The sequence below is a fragment of the Streptomyces sp. NPDC005551 genome (genome assembly GCF_042871785.1).
In the GTDB taxonomy this organism is placed as follows: domain Bacteria; phylum Actinomycetota; class Actinomycetes; order Streptomycetales; family Streptomycetaceae; genus Streptomyces.
The window spans coordinates 17,420-41,613 of the sequence record NZ_JBIAJE010000012.1; the positions used below are offsets into that span (position 1 = coordinate 17,420).

Annotated in this window: 19 protein-coding genes; 12 read left to right on the forward strand and 7 right to left on the reverse strand. The window is 68.6% G+C overall.

Annotation, left to right across the window (positions count from 1 at the left end):
* The first annotated feature begins 90 nt into the window (after nt 1-90).
* The 5 genes from ACFYP4_RS29645 (at nt 91) to ACFYP4_RS29665 (ending at nt 4,562) form a co-directional block, all read left to right on the forward strand.
* Nucleotides 91-621 (forward strand): hypothetical protein, encoded by a 531-nt coding sequence (locus ACFYP4_RS29645; protein WP_358854442.1) that lies wholly within the window; start codon nt 91-93, stop codon nt 619-621.
* Nucleotides 621-2,897, forward strand: coding sequence for a hypothetical protein (locus ACFYP4_RS29650; RefSeq protein WP_388789535.1), 2,277 nt, complete (start codon nt 621-623; stop codon nt 2,895-2,897). The genes ACFYP4_RS29645 and ACFYP4_RS29650 overlap by 1 nt, the downstream gene beginning before the upstream one ends.
* 3 nt (nt 2,898-2,900) lie before the next feature.
* A complete protein-coding gene (locus ACFYP4_RS29655; protein WP_358854440.1) occupies nt 2,901-3,611 on the forward strand; it encodes a hypothetical protein in 711 nt (236 codons plus the stop codon).
* Between the two features lie 142 nt (nt 3,612-3,753).
* Nucleotides 3,754-3,990, forward strand: coding sequence for a hypothetical protein (locus ACFYP4_RS29660; protein ID WP_388789538.1), 237 nt, complete (start codon nt 3,754-3,756; stop codon nt 3,988-3,990).
* A gap of 47 nt (nt 3,991-4,037) precedes the next feature.
* Complete coding sequence (locus ACFYP4_RS29665) at nt 4,038-4,562, forward strand: hypothetical protein (RefSeq protein ID WP_388789540.1); 525 nt, start codon at nt 4,038-4,040, stop codon at nt 4,560-4,562.
* Nucleotides 4,563-4,910: 348 nt separating this feature from the next.
* On the opposite strand, the gene ACFYP4_RS29670 is transcribed toward ACFYP4_RS29665, so the two are convergent.
* The 5 genes from ACFYP4_RS29670 to ACFYP4_RS29690 form a co-directional block, all read right to left on the reverse strand.
* The gene (locus tag ACFYP4_RS29670; RefSeq protein ID WP_358854447.1) at nt 4,911-5,213 is read right to left on the reverse strand and encodes a WXG100 family type VII secretion target; all 303 of its coding nucleotides are present in this window, start codon (nt 5,211-5,213) and stop codon (nt 4,911-4,913) included.
* A gap of 66 nt (nt 5,214-5,279) precedes the next feature.
* The gene (locus ACFYP4_RS29675) at nt 5,280-5,621 is read right to left on the reverse strand and encodes a WXG100 family type VII secretion target (protein WP_358854436.1); all 342 of its coding nucleotides are present in this window, start codon (nt 5,619-5,621) and stop codon (nt 5,280-5,282) included.
* Between the two features lie 108 nt (nt 5,622-5,729).
* On the reverse strand, nt 5,730-6,830 hold the full coding sequence (locus tag ACFYP4_RS29680; RefSeq protein ID WP_388789544.1) for a S8 family serine peptidase: 1,101 nt from the start codon (nt 6,828-6,830) through the stop codon (nt 5,730-5,732).
* Between the two features lie 170 nt (nt 6,831-7,000).
* Nucleotides 7,001-8,782 (reverse strand): hypothetical protein, encoded by a 1,782-nt coding sequence (locus tag ACFYP4_RS29685; protein ID WP_388789547.1) that lies wholly within the window; start codon nt 8,780-8,782, stop codon nt 7,001-7,003.
* Nucleotides 8,772-9,233: a hypothetical protein gene (locus ACFYP4_RS29690; RefSeq protein ID WP_358854433.1), complete on the reverse strand. Its 462-nt coding sequence runs from the start codon at nt 9,231-9,233 to the stop codon at nt 8,772-8,774. The genes ACFYP4_RS29685 and ACFYP4_RS29690 overlap by 11 nt, the downstream gene beginning before the upstream one ends.
* Nucleotides 9,234-9,751: 518 nt before the next feature.
* Between ACFYP4_RS29690 and ACFYP4_RS29695 the strand changes: the two genes are divergently transcribed.
* From ACFYP4_RS29695 to ACFYP4_RS29705, 3 genes are all read left to right on the forward strand, one after another.
* On the forward strand, nt 9,752-10,189 hold the full coding sequence (locus ACFYP4_RS29695; protein ID WP_358854432.1) for a hypothetical protein: 438 nt from the start codon (nt 9,752-9,754) through the stop codon (nt 10,187-10,189).
* Between the two features lie 103 nt (nt 10,190-10,292).
* Nucleotides 10,293-12,317, forward strand: coding sequence for a DUF6571 family protein (locus ACFYP4_RS29700; protein WP_388789551.1), 2,025 nt, complete (start codon nt 10,293-10,295; stop codon nt 12,315-12,317).
* A 281-nt stretch (nt 12,318-12,598) separates the two neighbouring features.
* The gene (locus ACFYP4_RS29705; RefSeq protein ID WP_388789554.1) at nt 12,599-12,868 is read left to right on the forward strand and encodes a hypothetical protein; all 270 of its coding nucleotides are present in this window, start codon (nt 12,599-12,601) and stop codon (nt 12,866-12,868) included.
* On the opposite strand, the gene mycP is transcribed toward ACFYP4_RS29705, so the two are convergent.
* Together mycP and eccB are read right to left on the reverse strand one after the other, a co-directional pair.
* Nucleotides 12,858-14,126: a type VII secretion-associated serine protease mycosin gene (mycP, locus tag ACFYP4_RS29710; protein ID WP_388789557.1), complete on the reverse strand. Its 1,269-nt coding sequence runs from the start codon at nt 14,124-14,126 to the stop codon at nt 12,858-12,860. The two genes, ACFYP4_RS29705 and mycP, sit on opposite strands and share 11 nt — an antisense overlap.
* Before the next feature lie 14 nt (nt 14,127-14,140).
* On the reverse strand, nt 14,141-15,667 hold the full coding sequence (gene eccB / locus ACFYP4_RS29715; protein ID WP_388789560.1) for a type VII secretion protein EccB: 1,527 nt from the start codon (nt 15,665-15,667) through the stop codon (nt 14,141-14,143).
* 198 nt (nt 15,668-15,865) lie between these two features.
* On the opposite strand from eccB, the gene eccE reads away from it, so the two are divergent.
* From eccE to ACFYP4_RS29735, 4 genes are all read left to right on the forward strand, one after another.
* On the forward strand, nt 15,866-17,200 hold the full coding sequence (gene eccE / locus ACFYP4_RS29720; protein ID WP_388789563.1) for a type VII secretion protein EccE: 1,335 nt from the start codon (nt 15,866-15,868) through the stop codon (nt 17,198-17,200).
* Nucleotides 17,197-18,051, forward strand: coding sequence for a hypothetical protein (locus ACFYP4_RS29725; RefSeq protein WP_388789566.1), 855 nt, complete (start codon nt 17,197-17,199; stop codon nt 18,049-18,051). The genes eccE and ACFYP4_RS29725 overlap by 4 nt, the downstream gene beginning before the upstream one ends.
* A gap of 338 nt (nt 18,052-18,389) precedes the next feature.
* Nucleotides 18,390-21,983, forward strand: a complete 3,594-nt coding sequence (locus ACFYP4_RS29730) for an SCO5717 family growth-regulating ATPase (protein WP_388789569.1) — start codon at nt 18,390-18,392, stop codon at nt 21,981-21,983.
* Between the two features lie 350 nt (nt 21,984-22,333).
* On the forward strand, nt 22,334-24,193 hold the full coding sequence (locus tag ACFYP4_RS29735; RefSeq protein WP_388789572.1) for an ABC transporter substrate-binding protein: 1,860 nt from the start codon (nt 22,334-22,336) through the stop codon (nt 24,191-24,193).
* Nucleotide 24,194: the final 1 nt, after the last annotated feature.

Below are 24,194 nucleotides of genomic sequence, written 5' to 3' on the forward strand. Positions count from 1 at the left end.
GTCGGGCGTGCGGATGTGACCAGTCGGTCGTTGGCGGTACGGGCCTGTCCGTGAGGTGGGCCCGACGGGGACACGGGGAAGGGTTCGCGCATGGCGTGGGACGAGTGGGAACAGCTGAAGTCGCAGGCGGCCGAGCGTCAGTCGGCCCACACGCAGCTCAATCAGCTGGAGCCGGGCGGTGGTGGCGGCCGTGTCACGGATCCCGGCCGGTACGGCGATCTCACCGTGCATCAGGGCGACCTGGCGAAGATCGGCGAGCAGGCGTTCACGCTGTACAACGACCTGTGGAACAAGGGCCGCAGAGCCGTCCCGAGCAGCGACAAGGCAGCCGGTGACCTGACCAAGCAGGGTTTCGCCCTCGGTGGCGGACTCCAGCACGTCTCCGCTCGCTGGGACGAGCAGCTCTCGTCCCTGCGGGACGCATGCGCCCACATCTCGAACCACATGCAGGTCACCAAGAAACTCCACAGCGGCGACGACCACTACATCCGGCGCCAGATGAGCAGCATCGACGTCCTGGACCAGGGCTTCGACGAACGCGTCGGTGCTCCGGGCGACAAGAACCCCGCCTACGCCGACAAGGACGAGAAGAAGGACAAGCAGGACGAGAAGGGCGACTGATGGATCTCGACGCGCTCCGCTTCGCCGACTTCAAGCTGCTCGAAGAGGCGGTCACCGACTGGACCACGATGATCGGTGACCTCGACGAACTCAAGGAGTCCGCCGACAAGGGCCTCAGAGGCGCCGCCAACAAGGCCGACTGGACCGGCGAGAACGCCACCGTCTCCAAGGAGTTCGTCGCCAGGACAGCCGGCGAGTTCAAGGACGCCCACACCCAGGCGACGTCGATCAGGAACATCCTCCGGGACACCCTCGGCGAACTGAAGAACCACAAGGGCAAGCTCGAAGATGCCATCGCACGCGGCCAGAAGAAGAACCTGACGGTCACGACTACCGCGGCCGGCGGGTTCACGGTGGCCACGCACGTCCATCCTGATCGCGCAAAAACGCCCGAACACGACGCCGGCGATGTCACGAGCCTGCGCGATGAGATCCAGAAGATCCTCGACGACGCGACGGAGAGCGACAACTCCGCCAGCAAGGTCCTGCAAGCACTGGCCGACCAGAGCCGACTCGGCTTCTCCGACGCGAGCTACGCAAACCGCGACGCCGCCGCCGACGCCATCAAGGAAGCCGACGAGCTCGCCCAGCTGGTGAAGAAGAAGCCCGAGGATCTCAGTGTCGCCGATTTCGACCGGCTCAACGCCGGCCTGAAGAAGTACGCGAACGACAGCCTGTTCGCCGAGGAGTTCGCCACGAAGCTCGGGGCCCAGGGAACACTTCAGTTCTGGACGAACCTCAGTGAACCAGGAACCAATCCTGAAGTGTATCGCGCAAGGCGCGAACAGCTCGACAGTCTGCAGAGGCACCTCTCCCTTACTCTCGCCACGGCAAGCCACAGCGACACCGCTGCCATGACGGAGTGGAAGAACCAAGTGGTGGACCTCGGGGATAAGCCGCTCTCCCGGAATGGCGGATTTCCCTTGGGTGTTCAGGTCATGAGCAACCTTATGCGGTGGGGCGACTATGACGACCAGTTCCTGAATGACTATGGCCGCAAGCTCATTGAAACGGATGAAAAATTCACCGGGGACGGGAAACACGGAGCATGGCAGCATCCGGGCGCTGCCCCCTTCCTCAACCGCACGAAGTCTGATGGCAGCTGGGACCCCATGACTGGATTTCTGGAGGCCCTCGGACATAACCCTGGCGCCTCCACGGAGTTCTTCGCTGCGCCTGATGGATCGAGCGGCAGAATTGGCAGCCACTCCGAAGTAAACGATAATCTTGAATACTTGCTCGACCGTCATTGGTCCCATGACCTTGCACAGGACGGCGGAGATAGCAACGTCGTAGCGGGACGGAATGCTCTGGGTCATGCCCTCGAATCCGCAACGACTGGCTACGCCTACGACGCGTCGACCGGTGCGGATCCGCTGGCTTCCGGAAGCGGAGACCGCCGTACCGCCGCGACTGCACGCGTCATGGAACAAGTTGCCTATCTCTTCAGCGATGAGGACGGCTCGCAGAAACTGCACGAGCAGCCTGAGTTGGCTGACAGTCTCGGCAAGATGGCGTCTGCCTACATCGACGACATCAATTACAGCCTGTCGGGAATCGGTGATCACGGCAGAAGTGCCGACGACTTCCACGCCATGTATCACGGTCGGGCTGACTTCGGAAACCAGGGCGCCATCAACTTTCTCAGCGTGCTGGGGCAGAACGAGACCTCTCACGGCATCGTGGCAGCAGGCCAGCACCTGTACACACTGAGTCTGCTCGATTCCAATCCGCCCACCAATCAGTCGAACTACGAGCATGGCAAGGATGCCCTGTTCATGGAGGCGGAAGCGCGTGGAATCCTGGACCACTCGCGAGTGCAACAAGCCGAGTCCGACTTCAAACAAGGCTCGGAGGACGCAAACAAGTCGCTCGGCAGATCAGCCGAGTGGGGAAAGTACTTGGCGGGCGCCGCCATCGGAACGGGAATCGCCTTTCTCCCCCTGCCCGGAGCTCAGTACGCCGGCGTCGCGATCGCCCCCATCGCAGCCGACCTGACGGGAGAAGCGTTGAGCACTTTTATTGGCCAGGAGACCGACAAGGCGGTTGACGACGCTGAACAGGACCACATCGAACAATCTCAACTGACGAGTCAGCAGTTCTACAATAAGGGCGCGGACACTCTGGGCAAGAGCTATGAAGCCTACTTTGAAGACTTCGCAAAGTACAGCAGAAGAGCCGATTCTGATGATGTCGCCCAACAATTGAGAACCGCGTACCTTTCGACGGGTTCCGATGAGGATGACTTGCGTGGCCTTCCCCCGTACAAGGACTGATCGATGAAGCGATTTCACGGCCCTGTAGGCGCGCCCAAAAAAGCATTTGCTGCGCAACGTCGATGGCTTACCGTAGGGATGACATCCGCGTTGGCTCTTTCCGGATGCTCAGAGGGGACCGGAACTAATGTCCCCGGACATCCAGCCGGCCAGATCTGCGACGGAACGCTCAGCAAGTCAGCCGCCGACTCTCTGCGCAGACTCGCAGGAGTTGATAGGTTCACTGAACTCACAGGAAAAACCGATGCAGGCGAGCCCAATAAATTCAGCCTCAAGCGGGCCGCCTCGCATCTCCACGACGGAATGAATAAACGCAGCAGATGCACAGTATACAAAGCCGATGACGACAGCGGAATTCCGCTGATTCAGGTAGATTTCAAGGCGGCCCACCAATACCCTCGACCCGAAAGGACGGATCAGAACCAGGCGCGCAACACGACTTGGTATGACATCGGAGTTTACGCAAACACAAAAGGGAAGGACTCGACCTCTCTCTACTTCCGCTGCAAGTCGAGCGAAGGAGGAAGGCCAACGGAATACATAAATGCCGGTATGTTCAGTTCGGAAAGCAAGCTGAAGGGAAACTTCGTCAGCAGTGACCGCATGAACATCCTCAACTCTGTTGCTCGTCACGTAGCCGCGCAGTTGAAGTGCGGAAAAGAGGCCCGGTTGCCGGATGAAGTAGCCGAGAAGCAGGACGAGAAGGGCGACTGATGGACCTCGACGCGCTCCGCTTCGCCGACTTCACGCTGGTCGACGCCCGGGCCTGCCGGAGAGCCAGCGCCCCAACCACTATCTGGAACTCACCGTTCGGGACATCGCACGCCACTCCGGCCAGGTCTCGGGGACGCCGGCCATGGGACGCAACGAAGCCATCGCCGGCCCTGCCGCGGCATCAGACGACGACTATGACCACTCGGTGTCCCCGTGGAAGAACGTCATCGCAGGAACCGTAGGTACGGGAGTCGGTGTCGGTACGGATGTCGGTACGTCCTTCATTGCGAGCCCTGTGGTAGGGGCAGGCGTCGGGGGATTCCTGGAAGCCGGTTCCTACCCGGACCGGATGGCACCGGAACTTGTGACGGACATCTGATCAGCGCAGTCCGGTCCCTCACGCCCGAAAAGAAGAAAGGCTCTCAATTGTCTGCTCAACGAGTCGCGGCAACCTCGGCTGCGCTTGCGACAATCGGCCTCCTGGTCGGCTGCTCGGGGGCCGAGGAGAATAAGGAGTACGACGTACCGAAGGCGCTGTGCGGTGTCTCGGTCGACCAGAATCTGGTCTCGACCTTCCTCCCGCCCGGAAAGAAGATCACCGTCCGGGAGAAGAACCCGGTGCCGAGCAGGAAGCGTTGCCAGGTCAACATCGATGGCGAGGTCGCGTTGATGGTGAGCCAGGAATGGTGGGAGAAACGGGACAGCATTGCCGTTGTTGCCGATGCCCACCCGCAACTCGAGTCTGCCGAGTCCACGGACGACGGCCTGTACTTCTACTCAGGTACTGGTGGCGTAGGTAAGGTGAAGTCCTGCGTCAGTCCCGAACACCCTGGGCACGTCTTGTACACCGCGGCGCAGGTGTATGACTCGGATCGGCAAGGCAAAGCCGCTATGAAGAAATTCATCGCGAGTTATACCAAGGCGGTGCGAGCATCCGACGTCTGCACTTGAGCGAGGACGTGACGGACCGCCTTTGCCGCCGCAACCGCTGCAGCCGCTGCAGCCGCTGCTCAGAAAGCGTCGGTAGCGCACTCCTGTTGACCACGGGGGAGGCAGTCGCCGGCGTCGACGTGGGCAATGAGCTGGTGACCGAGGCCGTCACCGCGTTCGCGAGACGCGCGCCAGGTTCAGGATGGCGGGACGGCGTCGGCACGTATGAGCGGTGCTTGACCGCTTGCGTGACCGGGGGAGACATCCGTCCCCTCCCCTGAGGACCAGAGCGCGGGCAGAGCGCTCGGGCACGGTTCGGGGTGGGCGCCTCCCGCGCGCGCCCACCCCGGTGACCTGTGCGCATCAGCGCTACGCGTAGTAGCTGGCGGCCTTCTTGTCGCCACCCATGTAGTCACCGCCGGCGCGGCCGACGACCTGCGCGATGGAGACCAGAGCCTGGTGGATGTCCCGGGCTTCCTTGTCCCACAGGGCCTGCTGCTGCTTGTACATGTCGTGCGCGTCGCCCTCCCAGCCCGAGGCGACACTGGCGACCATCTTCTTGATCTCTTCCAGGTCCTGCTCGAGCTGCTTGGCCTGGTTACCGATCTCGGTCGCGGCTGCGTCAAGCGCCCCGTACTTGACTACGAGTTCATCGTGGCTGTTGCCGGCCATACTCACTCCACTCCTTCATGTTGTGCATCGACGGATCCGGCCCCGGGTGTCCGAGGCGGCACTCGCTCAGAACCCGGCGAGGCTCGACTTCGGGGCTCCGTCGTGCACATTGATGCTGTTGACGGCCTGGCGGACGTCGTCCTCGGTCCCGTCCTTGATCTTCCTGGTGGCCGTCATGGCCTCGAGGAACTTGGTGAGGATGTTGCCGATCCGCACCAGGGACGTGTTGATCTCGTACTGCTTGGTGTTGAAGGCACCGGCACCGATGCCCTTCCACTGACCGCTCTCGAGGCTGTCGATGGTCCCCTGAAGTCGGTGGACCTGCCCCTTGATCGACTCGAACTTCGTCGCGATGTCCTGCTCGAGCTTGATTACTTGGGCATCTGATAGCCGCTGGCCGTCTGCCATGAATGGGCTTCCTTCCTGGATTGCCGTACGAACGTGCCGGGGGCGCGGGTCACCGGTCGGCGAATGCGCGGCCCGGCCTGGAAAGTTGGGCCGGAGGGCAGGACGTGCTCACCCGTTGCGGCGCGCACGCAGCACGGCGAAGCCGCCTCCCCCGATCACCGCCGCCGCGGCGACGGCACCCAGGACCACCCACAGCGTGTTGCCGTCGGACGGCTCCGAGCTTGATCCTGCCGTTGAAGTCCGGCCGCTTGAAGTGCTTTTCGGGGGCTGTGACGAGGCTGGGACGGATGCGGACGGAGTGGCGCCCGCCTCACCCGCCGGCGTCTTCTCGTTGGTGATCGGATTGACGTCTGCGGGACCGGGGTCGCCCTTGCCCTTGATCAGATTGGATCCGGGGCGGATCAGGCCGTAGCCCAGGTACTTGCTCGGCGTGTTCTTGGGCCAGTCACGCGCTGCCGTGTCAATTAGGACGCGGAGCACCTGGTTCGCGGTCCAGGTGGGGTGAGCGGACCAGATGAGGGCGGCGGCGGCGGACGCGATTGCGGAACCCTGACTCGTTCCCTTGCCCATGCAGTACCGCTGGAAGGTGTTGTCGCACCAGACGGGTACGTCGAGGCCGGGGGCCGCCAGACTGATGAAGTCACCCGACTGCGAGAACTCCCCTACGGCGCCGGTCTTGTCTGCTGCTCCCACTCCGACCACTTCCGGGTAAGCCGCCGGGAAACCGAGGAAGTCCTTCTTATCGCCGCTGCCACCGTTCCCGGCACCAGCGATGAGCAGCTTTCCCTTCGACGCCGCATATTTAACGGCGGCCTTTTCTTCGTCCTCCGGGTAGTCCGAACCGAAGGACATGTTGATGATCTGCGCGTCGGAGTCCGCTGCCGCGCGAATGGCTTCTGCGGTAGTGGCCGTTCGCTTCTGCTCCGCTTTGTCCTTCAGCGTGGACAGGGCGACCCTGATCGGAATGATCTTCGCATCGGGAGCCAGGCCCTGAATGCCCCCTCCACGACCCGTGCCAGCGATCAACTCGGCCATGCTCGTGCCGTGACTGTCGTAGTCCTTGGTCGCCCCGTAAGCCACTTCCCGAGGGACGTCCTCGGTCAGCAGTTGCCCCTTCAACGCGGATGTCGAAGCTTCGATGCCGGTGTCCAGGACGGCGACCTTGATGCCTTTGCCCGTGCTGACTTTCCACATCTGCTGAGCGGACATGGCATCCAGGTACCACTGTTTCGGAGAGGCGTCGTCGGCGTGGGCGTGTGGAGCAAGGCCTGCTGACGTAGCGACGCAGACCCCGAACGCAGCAGCAGTCGACGCAGCGCGTCTCCATGCCCTGCCCCGGAGCGTCGCAGATCCGGTGCCGAGTCGGCTGATCACTGGCTTCATTCCTCTGAACGTCCCTGCTCGCGCCTGTCGGTCACTGGTGATGCAGAGCTCTGCCCGCCCGGCGGGGTGGCTTCTTCTTGTGTCATGCGCCGGCGCGATTTCCGCGAGGCGTTTCGCTCAGCCTCTGCAGCGGACCGGCTGTCACCCGGAGGGTTACGCACGAGACCCGCACCCCCGGAGGTAAGGCCTCCGCGCGCGTTCCGAGCTCCCGATGAACGTCCCTGGGGGGCGCCAACGACCCCATCGGGATTGGCTGCCGACTGACCTGCCGGGCGACCCTGGCCGCTCGTTGCGGGCGGGTTTCCGATCACGCCACGCTGTCCAACTCTTGATCCGGTGCCGGTGTTCCGGGCGGCAGTCTGGGCCTCGCCGCCGATGACCGTGCCCCGGGGCACTCGCGATCCCGGCCCACTTTGGACAGTCCCTGTCGGACGCCCTCCCACAACTCCGTTGGCACGTCCTGCGCCCGTGGCACCACTTCGTGGTGTGCCGTTGGCCCCGGTGACCTTCGGCGTGCCTCCGGTTACCGCCCGGCCCATCGGTGACCGTCCCCCGGCCCCAACCTGACCGGCCGCTCCGGCACGTCCCATTGCATTGCCAGTGCGGTTCGTCGCGTTCGCGGCCGCGCGCCCGGCGGCAGCAGGGGTCCCGGCCCGCCCGGCGGCAGTCGGGTTCCCGGTGCGTCCGGCGACGGCCGGATTTCCGGCTCTTGCCGCACCTTGCCGCGCGACCCCCTGCGCCTGAGCAGAAGCTCTGAGAACACCCGAGGCGCGGATCGGCTTCGACGGACCCGTCGTGCCCGTTTTCACGAACCCTTGAGCGAACTGCACAGGGCCATTGTTGGAGGGCGGCGTTGCACCTGTGGTGGACACGGGTGTGCCGGTGGTTACGGGCGTGTTGACCGTCGGCGGTGCGTCGACGGTGTCGATCTGCGTGCCGACAGACGAGGTGACAGGGGGAGCCGCTTCCCTCAGGTCTGCCACCCCTGAGTGGTTCTCAGAAACAGTGCTCACGTGCCCGACTGCCGTCCCCGGGTCGCTCGCATGGCGTTCGGCAACCGCCTCCGAACCGATGGGACCCGAAATCTTGATGGGGCTTGTCTCACGCGCGACAGGCTTCGGAACCCCCAGATCCGGCATCGTCGAGAACGTAGGTGGCTCGCTCGCCGCCAGGGTCTGTTCCGAGACCGAGTAGAAGGACGCGAGGCGGTTCATCTGGTTGATCGCCTCTTGGCGGTCCTTCTCGACCTTCAGGGCCGCGGCGTAGTCCTTGTTCCCCTCGACCCTGCCCGGGGTGGGGATGTCGTCGACGGTCTTCTTGTCGGCCCTGTTGTCGCGAGGCGGCATCGCCTTGCGCACCGAGGCCAGGCCCGTCCCCGCGGCGGTGATCTGCACGCCCGCGACCTCCGCGTAGTCCGCGAGGAGCGTCGAGTCCTTGGCGAGGTTCTTCCCCCAGGTACGGAAGGCGTCGGCCGCTTCGCCCTCCCATTCGACACGGTCGATGTGCTCGCTGAGCTCCTTCGCCGCGGCGCTGATGGCGTCGCGCGCCTTCCACAGGGCCTCGCCGGCGCGTTCGAGTTCCTCGGGCTGTGTGTTCTCGACGAGGTCGATCATGGCGTTGAGGGTGTGTCCCTCGAAGTTCGTACTGCCGAAGACATTCATGCGCCCGAACCCGAAGGCGTCGTGCATGATCTCCGACACCCGGTTGGGCATGTCGGTGACGCCCACCTGAACGGCGGCGGCCTCGTGTACGTTCTTGGGCTGCTCTTTATCGGTCATACGCCCACCCGCCGTCGACCTTCTTGTCGTTGTTGCGCTCAGGCTGCGCCTTGCCGTCCTTGGCCCGCTGCGCTGCCTCGTGTTCGTGGTCCACCTTGGCCTTGATGGCCCAGAAGCGGTGCCGCAGGTCCTCTTCGAGGTTGTCGAACGTGATGTCCGCACCGTGCACGGCGATGCCCATGGCCTCGATCTGCAGGCCCAGCGTCCTGGAGAGAGAGGTGAGGCGCTCGTGCACTCGGTGGTACTGGGTGTACAGACCGGCGGCCTCGGGGAAGTTGCCTGTCCCACTGAAGGCGTGCTGCGGGATCGTGTGCGCGGCGACCTTGGACGAGCTGGCCGCCGATCCCTCGAACTCCGTCAGCAGTGTGTCCACGCGCTTTTTGAAGTCCTTGAGCGCCTCCAGGCCCCGCTTGAGGCCAACGCCCCCGCCGCCCATGTCCGCAGGAAGCACGATCAGTCCCCTTCCCCGTTCCCCGTTTGCACAGCCACCGAGTGACCGCGGCGGCCCAGCCGCATGCGACACACTCGTTGACCACTGTAGTCACTGTGTAAATCCCGGCCAACTGAACTTTGTGCTGCGTCAGTTACAAAACGCCGGGTCGTCGCCCGGTGTTGACCGGCAGGCGATCTCAAATGTCCAGATAGAGCGCCAAATCACGCATCTCCTCCGTGGTCGAGTGGTGACTCTCACCCTCCCCGGCCTTCGCCGTCGATCCGAGCGGATCTTTGCAACTACAAAACCTGCGGGTGCACCGCCCTGCGCGGCGTTGACGTCGTCCGCTCCGTCCGGCCGGGACGGTCAAGAGGCACCACCCCTGTCCCCCCAACGAGTCGCGGTAACCCGCCTACGGCACTCACCCGCCCCACAGGACCTTCCACCTCTCTTCCGCGCTCGGCCACCAGCCTCCCTCGACGCTACTCTGCGTCACTGACAGCAACTCAGGGTGCGGCTTGGGAAGGAGACTTGTCGTGACGTGGGACGAGTGGGAGCAGGCGCGGGGGCGGGTCGCGGGGCAGGGCGCCGGGGTGCGGCTGGATCAGCTGCCTGCTCAGCGGGGTACATCCGGTGGCGGTGGGCCCGATCTGGCGTCGCGTCCGGCCGAGAAGAAGGCCGCCGCGCGGGCGATCGAGGAGCACCTCGAGCCCGACACGCGGAAAGCCGGAGCCTGGGCCGACGAGGAAACCGGCACCGCGGTCAAGGAGTTCGCGGGCCGGGACGGGCACGGATGGGTGACGTCCGGGGCCCTCAAGCGGGCGCACAAAGCCTGGAGCGACCAGGTCAAGGCCCTCATGGACCGGCTCGGTTCGGAGAAGGACGCGTTGCGGAGCACCTCTGTGCTCTTCCAGAGGACGGACGCAGGGGTCGGTGCGCAGGTGCGACAACCCTCGGGCCTCGACCTGCTCTGACCCGGGCCGCCCTGCCAACGCCCGGACGTGACAGGCCCGTTGCGCTGTCCGCACCCACGAAGACCTCTCATCCCGGGAAGCCATGCCGACGTACCACGAGATCATGACCACCGACCTCTCGGCCCTCACCACCGCCGCCCAACGCTGGGACGCCATGGCCGCGGAATTCGAGAAACGGGAGGCCCAGTACGAGCGGGACGTGCACGGCGTTTCCACGGGGCACTCCTGGAAGGGGCAGAGCGCGCATGCCGCCCACGCCCGTTTCGACATCACCCTCAAGGAGTTCCGGGCCGCACAGACCGAGGCCAGAGCGGTCGCGTCGCTGCTGCGGGACGCCCACACCCAGTTCGTCGAGCTGCGCGCCAAGGTCCGGGCCGTGCGGAAGGACGCCGTCGCGGCGGGGATGCGGGTCTCCGAGCGGGGAGTCGTCTCGTACGAGGGCCACGACAAGGCAGGTGGTGCGCAGAAGGCCTGTACGTCGACGTCCTCCTGGCAGGACAGTCTCGACCGTGCGGTCCGGGCCGTCGACGACGCCGACCGGGGAGTCGAAATCGCCCTGAAGGCCGTCACGGTCGACTCGGACGTCTCTGACGGCACCTTCAACGGCTTCAACTCCCGTGCCCGCGGCGACATCGAGAAGTACGAAGCCGAGGCCGCGGACGCCATCACCCTGCGGCTCAACAGCGGCGCGGACCTGTCCGACCGCGACATCGCGGAGCTGCGGCGCACCTTCCGCGACAACGACCGCGACCAGGCGTTCAGCCGCACGTTCCTCGACGGGCTCGGTGCCCGCGGGACGATCAGGATGACGAACCGGCTGAACGACCTCATCCACGTCCGGGGCGGCAGGGGCGCCGGCGATTTCTCCGCCATCGAGTCCGGGCTGGCGCGCACGCTCGCCACCGCCACCAGAGACACGAAGTCCCAGTGGTACGAGGGCTGGCGGGCCGACCTGCGGAAAGCGGGTGTGGAGCGCTACGAGACGGACTACCAGGGGGCCCGTCTCGACCAGGCCCGCGGGTACCAGTCACTGGTCACGCTCATGGAGAAGGGGGACGGCTACGCGCCCCAGTTCCTCACGGACATGGGCGACGACATCATCCGGGCGGAGAAGAACGACCCCGGCATCTGGGATCTGAAGGGCGAGTACGCCGGCAAGCGGGACGGCTGGTTCGCCAACGATCCACTGGACGGGCTTCTCGGTGTCATGAGTCACGACCCGGACACCGCCGCGTCCTATCTGAAATCGGACGACCGGATGAAGTACCTGATGGAGGAACGTGACTGGAAGGTGGTACAGCAGATTCAGGAGGGTGCCAAGGCTCCGGCCTACGGCGCCGTCCTGGACGGGGACGATCGTGCCGGGTTCGGTGCCGCACTCCAGGCCGCGACGACCGGGATCGATCCCTCCGACAAGGACGCGGAGTACGTGCGGCACACCAAGGACAACGACGCCGTCCTCCGGTCGTCGCTGCGGTACCTGGCCGACAGCGGGGACGACTTCCCACCCTCCCTGCGGGAGCCCGTCGCCGGGATCCTCGCCAATCACGGTGACGCCGTGCACGCCTCGGCCAGCAGTGTCGACATGTCCGCGTCCCCGCTGAAGCAGGAGCAGCTTCTCGAGGTCATGAAGCAGGTCTCCAAGGACCAGGGCGCGTACGGGACCCTGAACCGCGGGATCAACCACGCGCTGGTCTCCGACATCCACGAGCCGGGTCAGCGGGAGCCCGAGGAGTCGCTTCTCCGCGCGGGGCGCACGGTGGGCTTCCTGGAGGGGGCCCGCGCGCAGACCGTCTCGGAGCCCAAGACGGCCGAGCTGCCGGGCAAGTGGGTGGTGGACCAGGCCATCGGTCACCTGCCGGTGGGCAGCGGAGAGGTCCAGGCGGGAGTGGACTACGTGACTGAGCGGTGGCTCGCCGACGAACAGAGGCGCTTCGACGAGGAGGCTGCCGACGACAGAGTCGCGAAGTATCAGAACAGGAATCGACAGCTGACGGCACTGACCAACGAATGGTGGGGAGTGCACGGGTCGGGTGGAACCACGCCGTTCACACTTCGCCATACGACTGATCTGGCTGCGGAGGCTGGTATTACTCGTGCAGGCGAGATTTCAGGAGAGGGCAAGTGAACGCGGCCTTGCGGCTACGAAAAGGATTCCTCTTCCTCACTTTCCTGGCTTGCCTATTGCTCGTGTCTTGCACTAGGGAGCGCTTTGATCACAGCATCCCAGAAGCACTGTGTGGGACACCTGTCAGCAAGAAGTTGACTGGGCGCCTTCTACAACCTGACGGGAAGCTCAGGGAATGGACCAGCGCCGGCTTCCGTACGCCAGGAGAGTCGTCGTGGTGTGTCGTATACGTTGGGAAAGCTGAGGCACTTCAGGTCAATTTCGCTTCCCACTCTGGCCCCATGAACCCCATGACTGCGGCTTCACCGGACGACGCAGTCACCGGGCTCCAGAACCCCCGTCCCCTCCGTCTCGCCGACGGTGCCGTTGCCGGGGATGACGGGGCCATCGCCACCACCCGTTGCCGGGACGGGAGCGGGGCCGATCACTTCACCCTCGCGCTCAAGGTCACTCGGGGGAAGTTCGACGCGGACCGCAGGGTCGCCATCGAGAGGTTCATGCGGGCGTACATGCCGGCGACCGTGAGGACGCTCGGCTGCCTCAAGGGGTAGGGCCGGGCCCGCTGCCCGTCACGCGGCGGGCCCGTCGCCGGGCGTCGCGGAGGGCCACGGCCGTTCCGCCCAGCGCGGCGACCAGGACCGCCGCGCCCACCGCCACGTACGTGCCGAGGCGGGCGTTGCGCTCGTCCGGGGATTCGCCGAGCCGGAGCTCGGCGGGGGTGGGGGCCTCGGCCTTGGTGACGCCCTCGTGGGGGGTGGGCGTCTCGACGGGCCGGTCGTCCTCCGTCAGGGCGCGGACCGGGTCCACCACGCCCCAGCCGACGTAACGGTCGTGACCGGCGACGGAACGCTCCGCGGTCTGTTCGATCTGGGCGACGATCTGGCGCTGGGTCCAGTCGCGGTGCTTCGCCTTGATGAGCGCGGCGACTCCGGCCACGTAAGGGGCGGAGAAACTGGTGCCGTTGTCGGTGCAGTGGCCGCCCCCGGGGACGGTGGAGATCATGTCGACGCCGGGGGCGGCCACGCCGACGAAGTCGCCCGACTGGGAGAACGGGGCGCGTTCGTTGTTGCGGTCGGAGGACGCCACGGCGAGCACGCCGGGGTACGACGCCGGGTAGGTCCGCTTGACGTTGCCGCCGAGGCCGTCGTTGCCCGCGGAGGCGACCACCACGATCTGCTGCGCCAGGGCCGCGTCCACCGCCTGCTTCAGGGCGGGGTCGGGCTCGACGGCGTTCGCGGTGTCCTGGGAGATGTTGATGACGTCGGCGTCGGCCTTGACCGCGTGGCGGATGGCACGGGCGAGGGAGTCCGCCGTGCCGTGCCCCTCCGCGTCGTTCTGCTTGACGGGGATGACGGTGGCCGCCGGGGCGAGGCCCACGAAGCCCGTCCCCGCGGTGGGGCGGGCCGCGATGATGCCCGCCACGCGCGTGCCGTGGCCCACGGTGTCCGTGGTGCCCTGGCCGTTGCCGCGGTCGATCTTCTCGCCCTTGTCGTCCTTCGCCGGCAGGAAGTTGGCGCCGGCCGACGCGTCCACCGCGTGCGTGAGCTGGGGGTTCTTGACGTCGACGCCCGTGTCGATCACCGCCACCCGTACGCCCTTGCCCCGGGACTGGCTCCACAGTTCGTCCAGGAGGACGCGCTGCAGGGACCAAGGGCGGCCCGCGTACTTCTTGTTGGGGAAGGTGCACTGGTCGGTGGAGGAGTCGGCGGTCGCCGGGGGCGCGAGGGCGAGGGCGGCGAGGATCAGCGCCGCGGCCGCGGCGGCGCCCGTACGGACGGGGCCCGGGGTGCCGGAGGATGCGTACGGCATTGGTCTCCCCCGTCCTACGAGCCCTGCGGCTGGCGTGCCGCCGACGTCGACAGGCGGGGGCCCGTGGACAGGAACCCGGACCATTCGGCGGGGACGGGCGCCGGGTCCACGTCGGCGTAACCCAGGCGGATCTGGGCCTGCTTGGCCTCCTGCTGGAGCTGCTTGCGCTCCTTGGCCGTGATGCCGATGCCCGAATCGCCGGTGTCGCCGTCGTCGTTGGACTGGATGGCGTAGCGCAGGCCGGTGTCGGTGACGAGGAAGACGCCGCCCGCCTTGATCTCCTCGCCCTTGAACTGGCGGTACAGCTGGCCGGACCCGGGCGTGACGTACGCGCTGTCGGAGCCGGTCGGCAGGACGGCAGGGAACGTGGTGCCCGCCCACGTGCTCAGCGTGGTGGCGCCCTTGTTCTCCTCGTCGACGTCGCGCAGGACGTTGCAGACGGTGTTGCGGCTGCCTTCGGCGGTGCCCGCGTCGTTGACGGCCTTGGGTTCGTGGGTCGGCCAGTCGCGGTCCGCGGCGAACTCGTCCGTGGTGGGGACGAAGGCACCCGCGCTGACGTCGAGCGCCCGGCCGGCCTGGCCGAGGTCCACCAGGGCCCGGCTGTTGAGCAGCAGCTGGGCGGTGAAGTCGGAGACGGGGGCGACCTTGCCCGGCTGGACGACGTAGTACCGGTCGGTGTCGCCGTCGGGTGCCTTGAGGACCATGCCGACCTTGTTCGCCTCGGCCGGCAGGCTGCCCTCGACGTCCGCCGCGGCGCCGATCCGTCCCTGCACCTCGGGGAAGGTGACGGCGTCGCCCCGGTGCAGGGTCTTCAGCCAGGGGTCGGACACCCGCTGCGGTTCCCGCCCGGAGCCGACCAGGGTCCGCAGCAGCAGCTCGTCCTTTCCGACCTCGTACGCGGTGCCGTGCGCGTCCACGATGTAGCGGGTCCTGTCCGGACCGACGACGTACATGAGCTCGCCGCCGCGCAGCTTGTTCGTGCCCTCGGTCCTGTTCAGGTCGCGGGAGGCGAGGACGAACGCGGCCTTCTGGATGGACCGGCCGCCGGCGCTGGGGCGCTCGCAGACGGCCCAGCGCTTCGCGGAGCCGGCCTCCTTCTCGGACGGCAGGCGGTCGGGGGCGTACGGGATGCCGATCGTGACGCCGCGGGGGATGTCGCCCTTGTCCAGGACCGACTCGTCCACGGTGACGACCTCACCCTCACCCGTTTTGAGGAGGAGCTTCGCGGACGCCATGTTGAGCACGGGGTGCAGCCGGGTCTTGCCCCTGGTCTTCAGGACCACGTAGCGGGTGGTGGACTCGCTGGCGACGATCACCTTCTCGCCGGGAGCGTCCCAGCCCTTCGGGGCGGTCGGCTTGAACATGCCCCACGCCCCGAAGGCGGCCATCACGATCACTCCGACGACGAGGCCCGGGACCACGGCGCGCAGCGGGCGCGGCGCCCCTTCCTCGGAGCCGTCGGGGGACGACTGGACGAAGGATGCCAGCATGCGGCGCTTCGCGAAGGTGTAGGCGTTGAGCTGGTCCCGCCGAGATGCCATGTGTGCCTGCTTCTCCCCGTGTTTCGCCTGGTCGGCGCTCGGGGGTCACCGTCCCCCCGCCCTCCGTTGTCGGACCGGCCCCCTACTATGCCTGGTAAGAGGACGGTCTCGTGGAGCGGGTAGGGTACCTGGACCTTCAAGGGCCCTTTGTGGTGGCGGAATTCCAGCGAGTTGTGAGCAAAGCGGGGGGATGGAGTGATGGCTTCCGGAACGCGTGCCCGGATGCGCGAGCGGTCGCGTGCGCGCGGTGCCGCGGAGCCCCGGCCGCCGCACGCGGGGCAGCCGTCGGCGTCGCGCACGCAGCCGCGGGAATCGGACGCGCTGCAACTGCGGACGCGGCCCGGGCAGTTCGGGTCGTTCCGGTTGCAACGGGTCGTTCTGCTGGAGCTCGCCGCCGCCGTGCTGCTGACCGGCTGGGTCATCGGCCCGCTGGCGCTGGCCGTGGCCGGCGTGGTGGCGCTGGTCCTCGTACTCCTCGCCTTCGTACGCCGCCGCGGCCGCTCCCTGCCCGAATGGCTCGGTACGGCCAGGGCCCTGCGCACCCGTCTGCGCCAGGCGGCGGGTACGCCGATACAGCCGGGCACGGAGCCCGGGCTCGCCCCCGCCGTGGAGTGCGACCCGAGCCTGCGCACGTACGCGTACGGCGGCCGGGACCGGCGGTCCGTGGGGATGATCGGGGACGGCACGTTCGTGACCGCGGTTCTCCAGGTGGAGGCCGACGCCACGGCGTTGCGGGCCGAGCGGAGCCGGCAGCCGCTGCCGCTCGGCCTGGTGGCGGACGCTCTGCACGTGGACGGGATCCGGCTGGAGTCGGCGCAGATCGTGCTGCACACGCAGCCCGCGCCCGCGCTGCATCTCCCCCAGCAGTCCGTCGCGGTGAGCAACTACGCGCCGTTGCAGGCACAGACCGGTGCCCCCGCGGTGCGCATCACCTGGATCGCGCTGAAGCTGGACCCGGAGCTGTGCCCGGAGGCCGTGGCCGCGCGCGGGGGCGGGCTCGTCGGGGCGCAGAAGTGTGTCGTGCGGGCCGCCGACCATCTCGCCAGCAGGCTGACGGGGGCCGGTTTCCGGACGACGGTCCTCGACGAGGAGGAGCTGACCGCGGCCGTCGCCACGTCGGCGTGCGCGAACCCGCTGGTGACCGCGGAGGCCGGGCGGACCGACGTGCCGGAGCGGCGGACCGAGGAGTCCGGCCGGAGCTGGCGTTGCGACAACCGCAGGCATACGACGTACTGGGTGCGCCGCTGGCCCCAGTTGGGCGGGCGGGGGCCCGCGCTGCCGCAGCTCGTGGCGCTGCTCACGGCCGTTCCGGCGCTGGCCACGACGTTCAGTCTCACGATGGCGCGCGGTGAGCGGCAGGAGGTGTCGCTCACGGGGCATCTGCGGGTGACGGGGCGCTCCGACGACGAACTGGTCGCCGCACGGCACGCGTTGGAGGGCGCCGCGCGGCAGGCCGGGGTGGGTCTCGCCCGGCTCGACCGTCAGCAACTGCCCGGCGTGCTCGCCACTCTGCCTCTCGGAGGTGCTCGATGACGGCCATGACGTCGCAGCCGGCGGGTGGTTCGGGCGCGTATCCCCCCGGACAGCACGTGCCGGGCGCGGGCGCGGGAGGCTTCGCGCCCGGCGGGGGCCCGGGGTCCGGTGGCGCTCCGGAACCGTCGGCCGCGGACCGGCTCCGCGGCCGGGTGCGCAGCGGGTTCGGGCTGCTCGGCCCGCGGCACGGCCGCCACACCCTGCCCGCGGACCAGTTGGACTCCCTCGCGCTGCCCATCGGGGACGACGGGGTCGTCATCGGTGTGGACGCGGAGGGACAGCCCGCGGTGCTGGGTCTCAACAGGCCGACTCCGTACGACGTCGTCCTGATCGGTGGACTGTGGACCGCGCAGGTGCTGGCCCTGCGGGCGGCGGCCACGGGGACGCGTGTCGCGGTGGAGACGGGTCGGGCGCAGGCCTGGGCGCAGATGGTGCAGGCCGTCGGTGGCGGGCAGACCGGGATGACCGTGTACGACGTGGGGCGGGTACCGCCGCAGGGTGCGTCGGCCGGGAACCCGGTGCTCGTGGTGCGGGACTGCGGGATGCGGCCGCCGCGCGGGCGGGTCGTCTCGGGCCCCTGGCAGGCGGTGTTGACGCTGCTGCCGTATCTCAGCCCGGTGGCCCCGCGGTTGATGTGGCAGGCGCGGCTCGTCGGAGTGCAGCGCGTCTCCCCGGACGAGGCCGCGGAGATAAGCCGCACGCTGGCGCTGCCCCGGGGGGACATGGACTCCCTGCCGACGCTGGCCGACGGCGTCACACTCTGGTGCGCCGACCGCGACCGGCAGTACGTGATGACTCAGCCGACGGACGCCGAGACCGGATTGTTGGGTACGCCTCGCCGGATGGACTGATCCCGCCCAACAGCTCGCCGGTATCGGGAGGTTGCGACCGATTCGGCCCCGCTTTCCGCTCGGCTCGTTCACCGCAATCACCCGTTTTGTTCGTGCGTGGGCGAGGTGCGTGCACGGTCTCCGGGTGACGGGCGACGGAGCGGGCGGGCGCGGAGGGGCGGACGGGCCTGCCCCGGGGGCGCTTGTGGTGATTAGGCTGGGACCGGGCGCGACATCGAGACCCGTGAGAGGGGCCGTCGGCACCCCAGGGGACAGCCGGGCGGATTCGGACGACTTCGGACAACGAGAACGGTCGCCCCAGCACGGCATGAGGGTGCTCGACCACACCAGGAGGAATTGTGAACAGCGATCGGGACGGGATCCGCGGGGGCTGGGCCACGCCCGGCGATGACCAGTCCGACGCCGAGTCCGCCATCGAGACGACGGGCGAGTTCACCATCGACTACGCGCCGCCTGCCTGGTACACGCAGAACGCCTCGGGCGGTTCGGCGGAGACGGCACCGGTTCCGGAGCCGCAGGCCCCGTCACCGGCGGCTCCCCCGGCGCCTCCTGCCCCTCCTGTCGGCCCCGTCGGCCCCGTCGGCCCGGTTGGTCCGGCCCATCCCGTCGGCGCGGTGCCGACGCCCGCTCCGCCGGTCGGCGTACCCGTCGACCTTCCTCCCCCGCCTCCGGACGCCTTCCAGCAGCAGAGTTGGACGCCACCGGCTCCTCCGGCTCCTCCGACCGCACCTACCGCGCCGACCGCGCCGACCGCCGAGGCGGATCCCGGGAACGGGGACCTGGAGAGCGGCGCGACCATGCGCTTCTCCTCCGCGGCGCTGAGGCGTGAGATCGCGTCGCGGGCCGCCGGGTCGGCGGTTGCCGACGGGACGGCGGGAACGGGCGGGGTGAACGCCGGTTCCGACGAGTCACGGTCCTCCGGGTCCGGTTCTGACGCGGCTGGCTCCGACGCGGCTGGCTCCTCCGGGTCCGGTTCTGACGCGGCTGGCTCCGAGTCCGGTTCAGGTTCAGGCGGGTCCCCATCCGACGGCCCCGGATCCGGATCCGACAGTTCTGCGTCCGGCCAGCAGGCCGGGAACAGCACCGGAGCCGAGGTCGCTTCCTCCGACGCGCCCGCGCACGCACCCTCCGGCACCCCCGCCTCCGACGGCACCTCGCCCGACGGCACCTCTTCCGTCGACGTGGCACCCGCCGCGTCCGCCCCCGAAGCCGCGGCCCCGGCCGCCCCCGGTGTCGCCGACGCCCCCGGCGTGACCCATCCGCACGGCGGCCCGGACGACGGCTCCCCCGAGCCGGTTCAGGACTCCGAGCAGCCGCCCGTGGGCGGTGAGGGCGCAGGCGCCGCGGAGACGGCCGATGCCGCCCCGGACCCCGTTGCCGGCGCCGAGGGCGAGGCCCGTTCCGCGACGCCGGACGCCGCACCCGATGACGACGCCGCCGAATCCGGCTCCGTCCGGACCGCCGCCGCGCAGGACACCGACGTCCCGGAGGGCACCCCCGCCCCCGAGGCTTCGGAAACACCGGCGCAGCCCGACGCCCGGCCCGACGTGGGCGCGCACGTCTCCGCAGGCACCTCCGGTGACGTACCGGCGGCTTCCCCGGCCTGGACTCCACCGCCGGTGCCGCAGAGCGGGCTTCCGCCGCTGCCGCCCGCGTTCCAGCCCGCGGCGCCCGACCCGGCGGTTCCGTGGCCCGCGTCGACGCAGCCCGCCGAGCCGACGGCGCCCCAGGCTCCGGTGCCCCCGGCCCAGCCGCAGGCCGTGCAGGTACAGCAGGCCGAGGCCCCCGCACAGGCACCCCTGCCGCCCCAGGCACCCGCGCCGCAGCCGCCGTCCTTCCAGCCCCAGCAGCCGTCCCGGCCCGAGGCGCCGCAGCCCTTCCCGCCGCAGGCCCCGCAACCGGCCCCGGCCGCCTGGACCACGGCTCCCGCGCCGCAGCCGCCCCACGCCGCCCAGGCGCAGCCTGCGCCCGCCGACGCCCCGCAGGCCCCCCAGGCCGGTTACGGCTTCCCGCAGCCGGGCGTCCCGTCCCCGCACGCGCCCGCTCCCCAGGCCTCCGCCCCGCAGGCCCCGGCACCGCAGTCCGGTTACGGCTTCCCGCAGACCGGCGCACCGGTCCCGCCGCAGGGTGGTTACGGTTTCCCCCAGCCCGGCACCCCCGCACCCAACGCGCCGGCCCCGCAGGCACCCTCCCCGCAGGCACCCGCGCCCCAGCCCCCGGCCGCCCGGTCCGGGTACGGATTCCCGCACACCGCTCCGCCGGCCGCGCCCAACACCCCGGCGCAGCAGCCCGGTTACGGCTTCCCGCAGCCGCCCGTCCAGCAGGGCCCCGCGCAGCAGGACCCTCCGTACCAAGGGCACCCGCAGCAGGCTCAGCCCCCGGCCGCGCCCGTGGATCCGCGCGCCGGTGCCGCCTGGCCGCAGCCCATCCGGCACGATCAGCGGCAGCCGACCAACCCGGGTGCCGCACCCCTCGGTTACACCGCCGCGGTGGAGCTGTCCTCCGACCGGCTGCTCAACAACAAGAAGCAGAAGCCGAAGAGCGGTCGTCCGGCCGCGGGCGCTTCGCGGTTCAAGCTCGGCGGCAAGAAGGAAGAGGCGGAGCGCCAGCGGAAGTTGGAGCTGATCCGTACCCCGGTGCTGTCCTGCTACCGGATCGCGGTCATCAGCCTGAAGGGTGGCGTGGGCAAGACGACCACGACCACCGCGCTCGGCTCGACGCTCGCCAGCGAGCGGCAGGACAAGATCCTCGCGATCGACGCCAACCCGGACGCCGGTACGCTCGGCCGCCGGGTCCGCCGGGAGACCGGCGCGACGATCCGCGACCTGGTGCAGGCGATCCCGCACCTCAACTCGTACATGGACATCCGGCGGTTCACCTCGCAGGCGTCCTCCGGGCTGGAGATCATCGCCAACGACGTCGACCCCGCGGTGTCGACGGCCTTCAACGACGAGGACTACCGCCGGGCGATAGACGTGCTCGGCAAGCAGTACCCGATCATCCTCACCGACTCGGGCACCGGTCTGCTCTACAGCGCCATGCGCGGCGTGCTCGACCTCGCCGACCAGCTCATCATCGTCTCGACGCCGTCCGTCGACGGTGCGAGCAGCGCGAGTACGACGCTGGACTGGCTGTCGGCGCACGGGTACGCGGATCTCGTCTCAAGGTCCGTCACGGTCATCTCCGGAGTGCGTGAGACCGGCAAGATGATCAAGGTGGACGACATCGTCGCGCACTTCGAGACGCGTTGCCGGGGTGTCGTCGTCGTACCGTTCGACGAGCACCTCGCGGCCGGTGCCGAGGTCGATCTCGACATGATGCGGCCGAAGGTGCGCGAGGCGTACTTCAACCTTTCGGCGATGGTGGCCGAGGACATCGCGCGCCACCAGCAGTCGCACGGCCTGTGGACGTCCGACGGCAATCCGCCGCCCGTGGCGGCGCCGCCGCTGCCGGGCCAGGCGGTGCCGCCGCAGCCGATGCCGGGGCAGCCCCTGCCCGGACAGGCACCGGGCGGACCGTTCCCCGGGCAGATCCCGGGCCAGTACGCACCGGGGCAGCCGGTTCCGGGCCAGTACGCAACCGGACAGCCGACACCGGGCCAGGCGCCGGGGCAGCCGATGCCGGGCCAGTACGCAACCGGACAGCCGATGCCGGGCCAGGTGCCTCAACAGCCGCAGCCGCAGCCGCAGGCACAGCCCGGGCCGGTGTACCCGCCGCATCCCGGCCAGCCCTACCCGCCCCAGCAGGCCCACCCGCACCAGGGTGCGCCGCAGCAAGGTGCCCCGCAGCCCGGAATCCCGCACCAGGCTGCTCCCCAGCCGGACGTGCCCCACCAGGGCGCCCCCCAGCCGGATGTCCCCCACCAGGGCGCCCCCCAGCCCGGTTACCCGCCGCACCCGGGGCAGACCCCGCCCCCGCCCCCTCAGCAGTAACCCGATCGGTCCCTCCCGGGGGCCGGTCGCCGCTCGGGCCCGCACCGTCGAGGACGGTGCGGGCCCTTCGCATGTCAGCCGGATCCGCTCTCACCCCTGCCTCGCGCACGCATGGACGATACGAGGCGTCAGGCCCCCACCTGGGCGGCTTCAGGGGTCTGGACCAATGAGCGCGAAATCCGCATCAACTCGTTATTTCCGCAGGCCACATGGGGTGCACGCGCCGTTGACGTGCGGAGACCGCCGCTGATAGACACACACATCAACCCCGCCGGCGTCACCCGATCAAGTCTGGTCCAGCAGTTCGACAAGCCATCCCTGTGCGAGCGATGACGCGAGGTCACCGACCCATGAACACACCCGATCAGCACGGCAGAGTGCCGTTGCGCCCACGGATCCGCCTGCCCCGGCTCGTCGCCCTCGCAGGCGCCGCAGCACTCACTCTCACCGCCGGTCTCGCGACCCCGCTCAACCCGGCCCCGCAGCCGGCCCAGGCCAAGGAGGGCAAGCGGGTCCTCACCGTGGCGGTCGCGCAGAGCGTCGACTCGCTGAGCCCGTTCCTGGCGTCGCGCCTGGTCAGTACGAGCATCCACCGGCTCATGTACGAGTACCTGACCAACTACGACCCGAAGGACAACCACGCGATCCCGGGCCTCGCCACCAAGTGGTCGCCCTCCGCGGACAAGCTCACCTGGACCTACACGATCCGCTCCAACTCCAAGTGGTCGGACGGCGAGCAGGCCACCGCCGAGGACGCGGCGTGGACGTTCAACAAGATGATGACCGACGAGGGCGCGGCGACGGCCAACGGCAGTTTCGTCGCCAACTTCAGGAAGGTCACCGCCCCGAGCCCCACCGAGCTGGTCATCGAGCTCAAGAAGCCGCAGGCCACGATGGCGGCGCTCGACGTGCCGATCGTGCCCCGGCACGTGTGGGAGAAGGTCGACGACTTCTCCAAGTTCAACAACGACAAGAACTTCCCGGTCGTCGGCAACGGACCGTTCGTCCTCACCGACTACAAGGCCGACAGCTACGTCCGGCTCGAGCCCAACAAGAGCTTCTGGCGCGGCGCGCCCAAGTTCGACGAGCTGGTCTTCAAGTACTACAAGGACGGTGACGCGGCCGTCGCGGCCCTGCAGAAGGGTGAGGTGTCGTTCGTCTCCGGACTTGCGCCGGCTCAGGCGTCGGCACTCAGGAGCCAGTCCGACATCAAGGTCAACGACGCCCCCGGCCGCCGCTTCTACGCCCTGGCCACCAACCCGGGCGCCCAGGCCAGGAACGGCAAGCACTTCGGCGACGGGGCCAGGTCGCTGCTCGACCAGAAGGTCCGCCAGGCGCTGTTCCGGGCGATCGACCGCAAGGCCCTCATCGACAAGGTGTTCCAGGGCCACGCCGTCGAGGGCGAGGGGTACATCCCGCCGCGTTTCTCGACGTACTACTGGAAGCCGTCGGCCGGGCAGGAACTCGCGTACGACCCTGCCGAGGCGGCCCGGCTCCTCGACGAGGCCGGCTACAAGAAGAACGGCGACGGCAAGCGCGTCGAGAAGAACGGCAAGCCGATCAACTACCGCGTCCTGTGTCACGCCACCGACCCGAACGACAAGGCGGTCGGCAAGTACCTCAAGGAGTGGTTCGGCAAACTCGGCATCGGCGTCACGCTCAACTGCCTGGACAACGTGACCGATCCGTGGCTGGCGGGCGAGTACGACCTCGCGTTCGACGGCTGGTCCGTCAACCCGGACCCGGACTTCGTCCTCTCCATCCACACCTGCGCGGCGCTGCCCGCCACCCCCAAGGACACCGGCGCGACCGACAACTTCATCTGCGACAAGAAGTACGACGACCTGTACGCGCGGCAGCTCGCCGAGTACGACACGGCGAAGCGGGCGGACCTGGTCAAGCAGATGCAGTCGCGGCTGTACGACTCCGGCTACATGAACGTGATGGCCTATCCGAACGCGGTCGAGGCCTATCGCACCGACCAGATCAAGTCGATCACCACCATGCCCGAGGCCGCGGGCAACATCTTCGGGCAGGACGGCTACTGGAGCTGGTGGTCGGCGGTTCCCGCCGCCTCTTCCGGTGAGTCCTCCGACGATTCGAGTTCGACGGGCGTCATCATCGGCATCGTCGCCGGGGTCGTCGTGGTGGCGGGTGCCGGGGTGTTCTTCGCGATGCGGCGCCGCTCCACCGCCGAGGACCGCGAGTAGG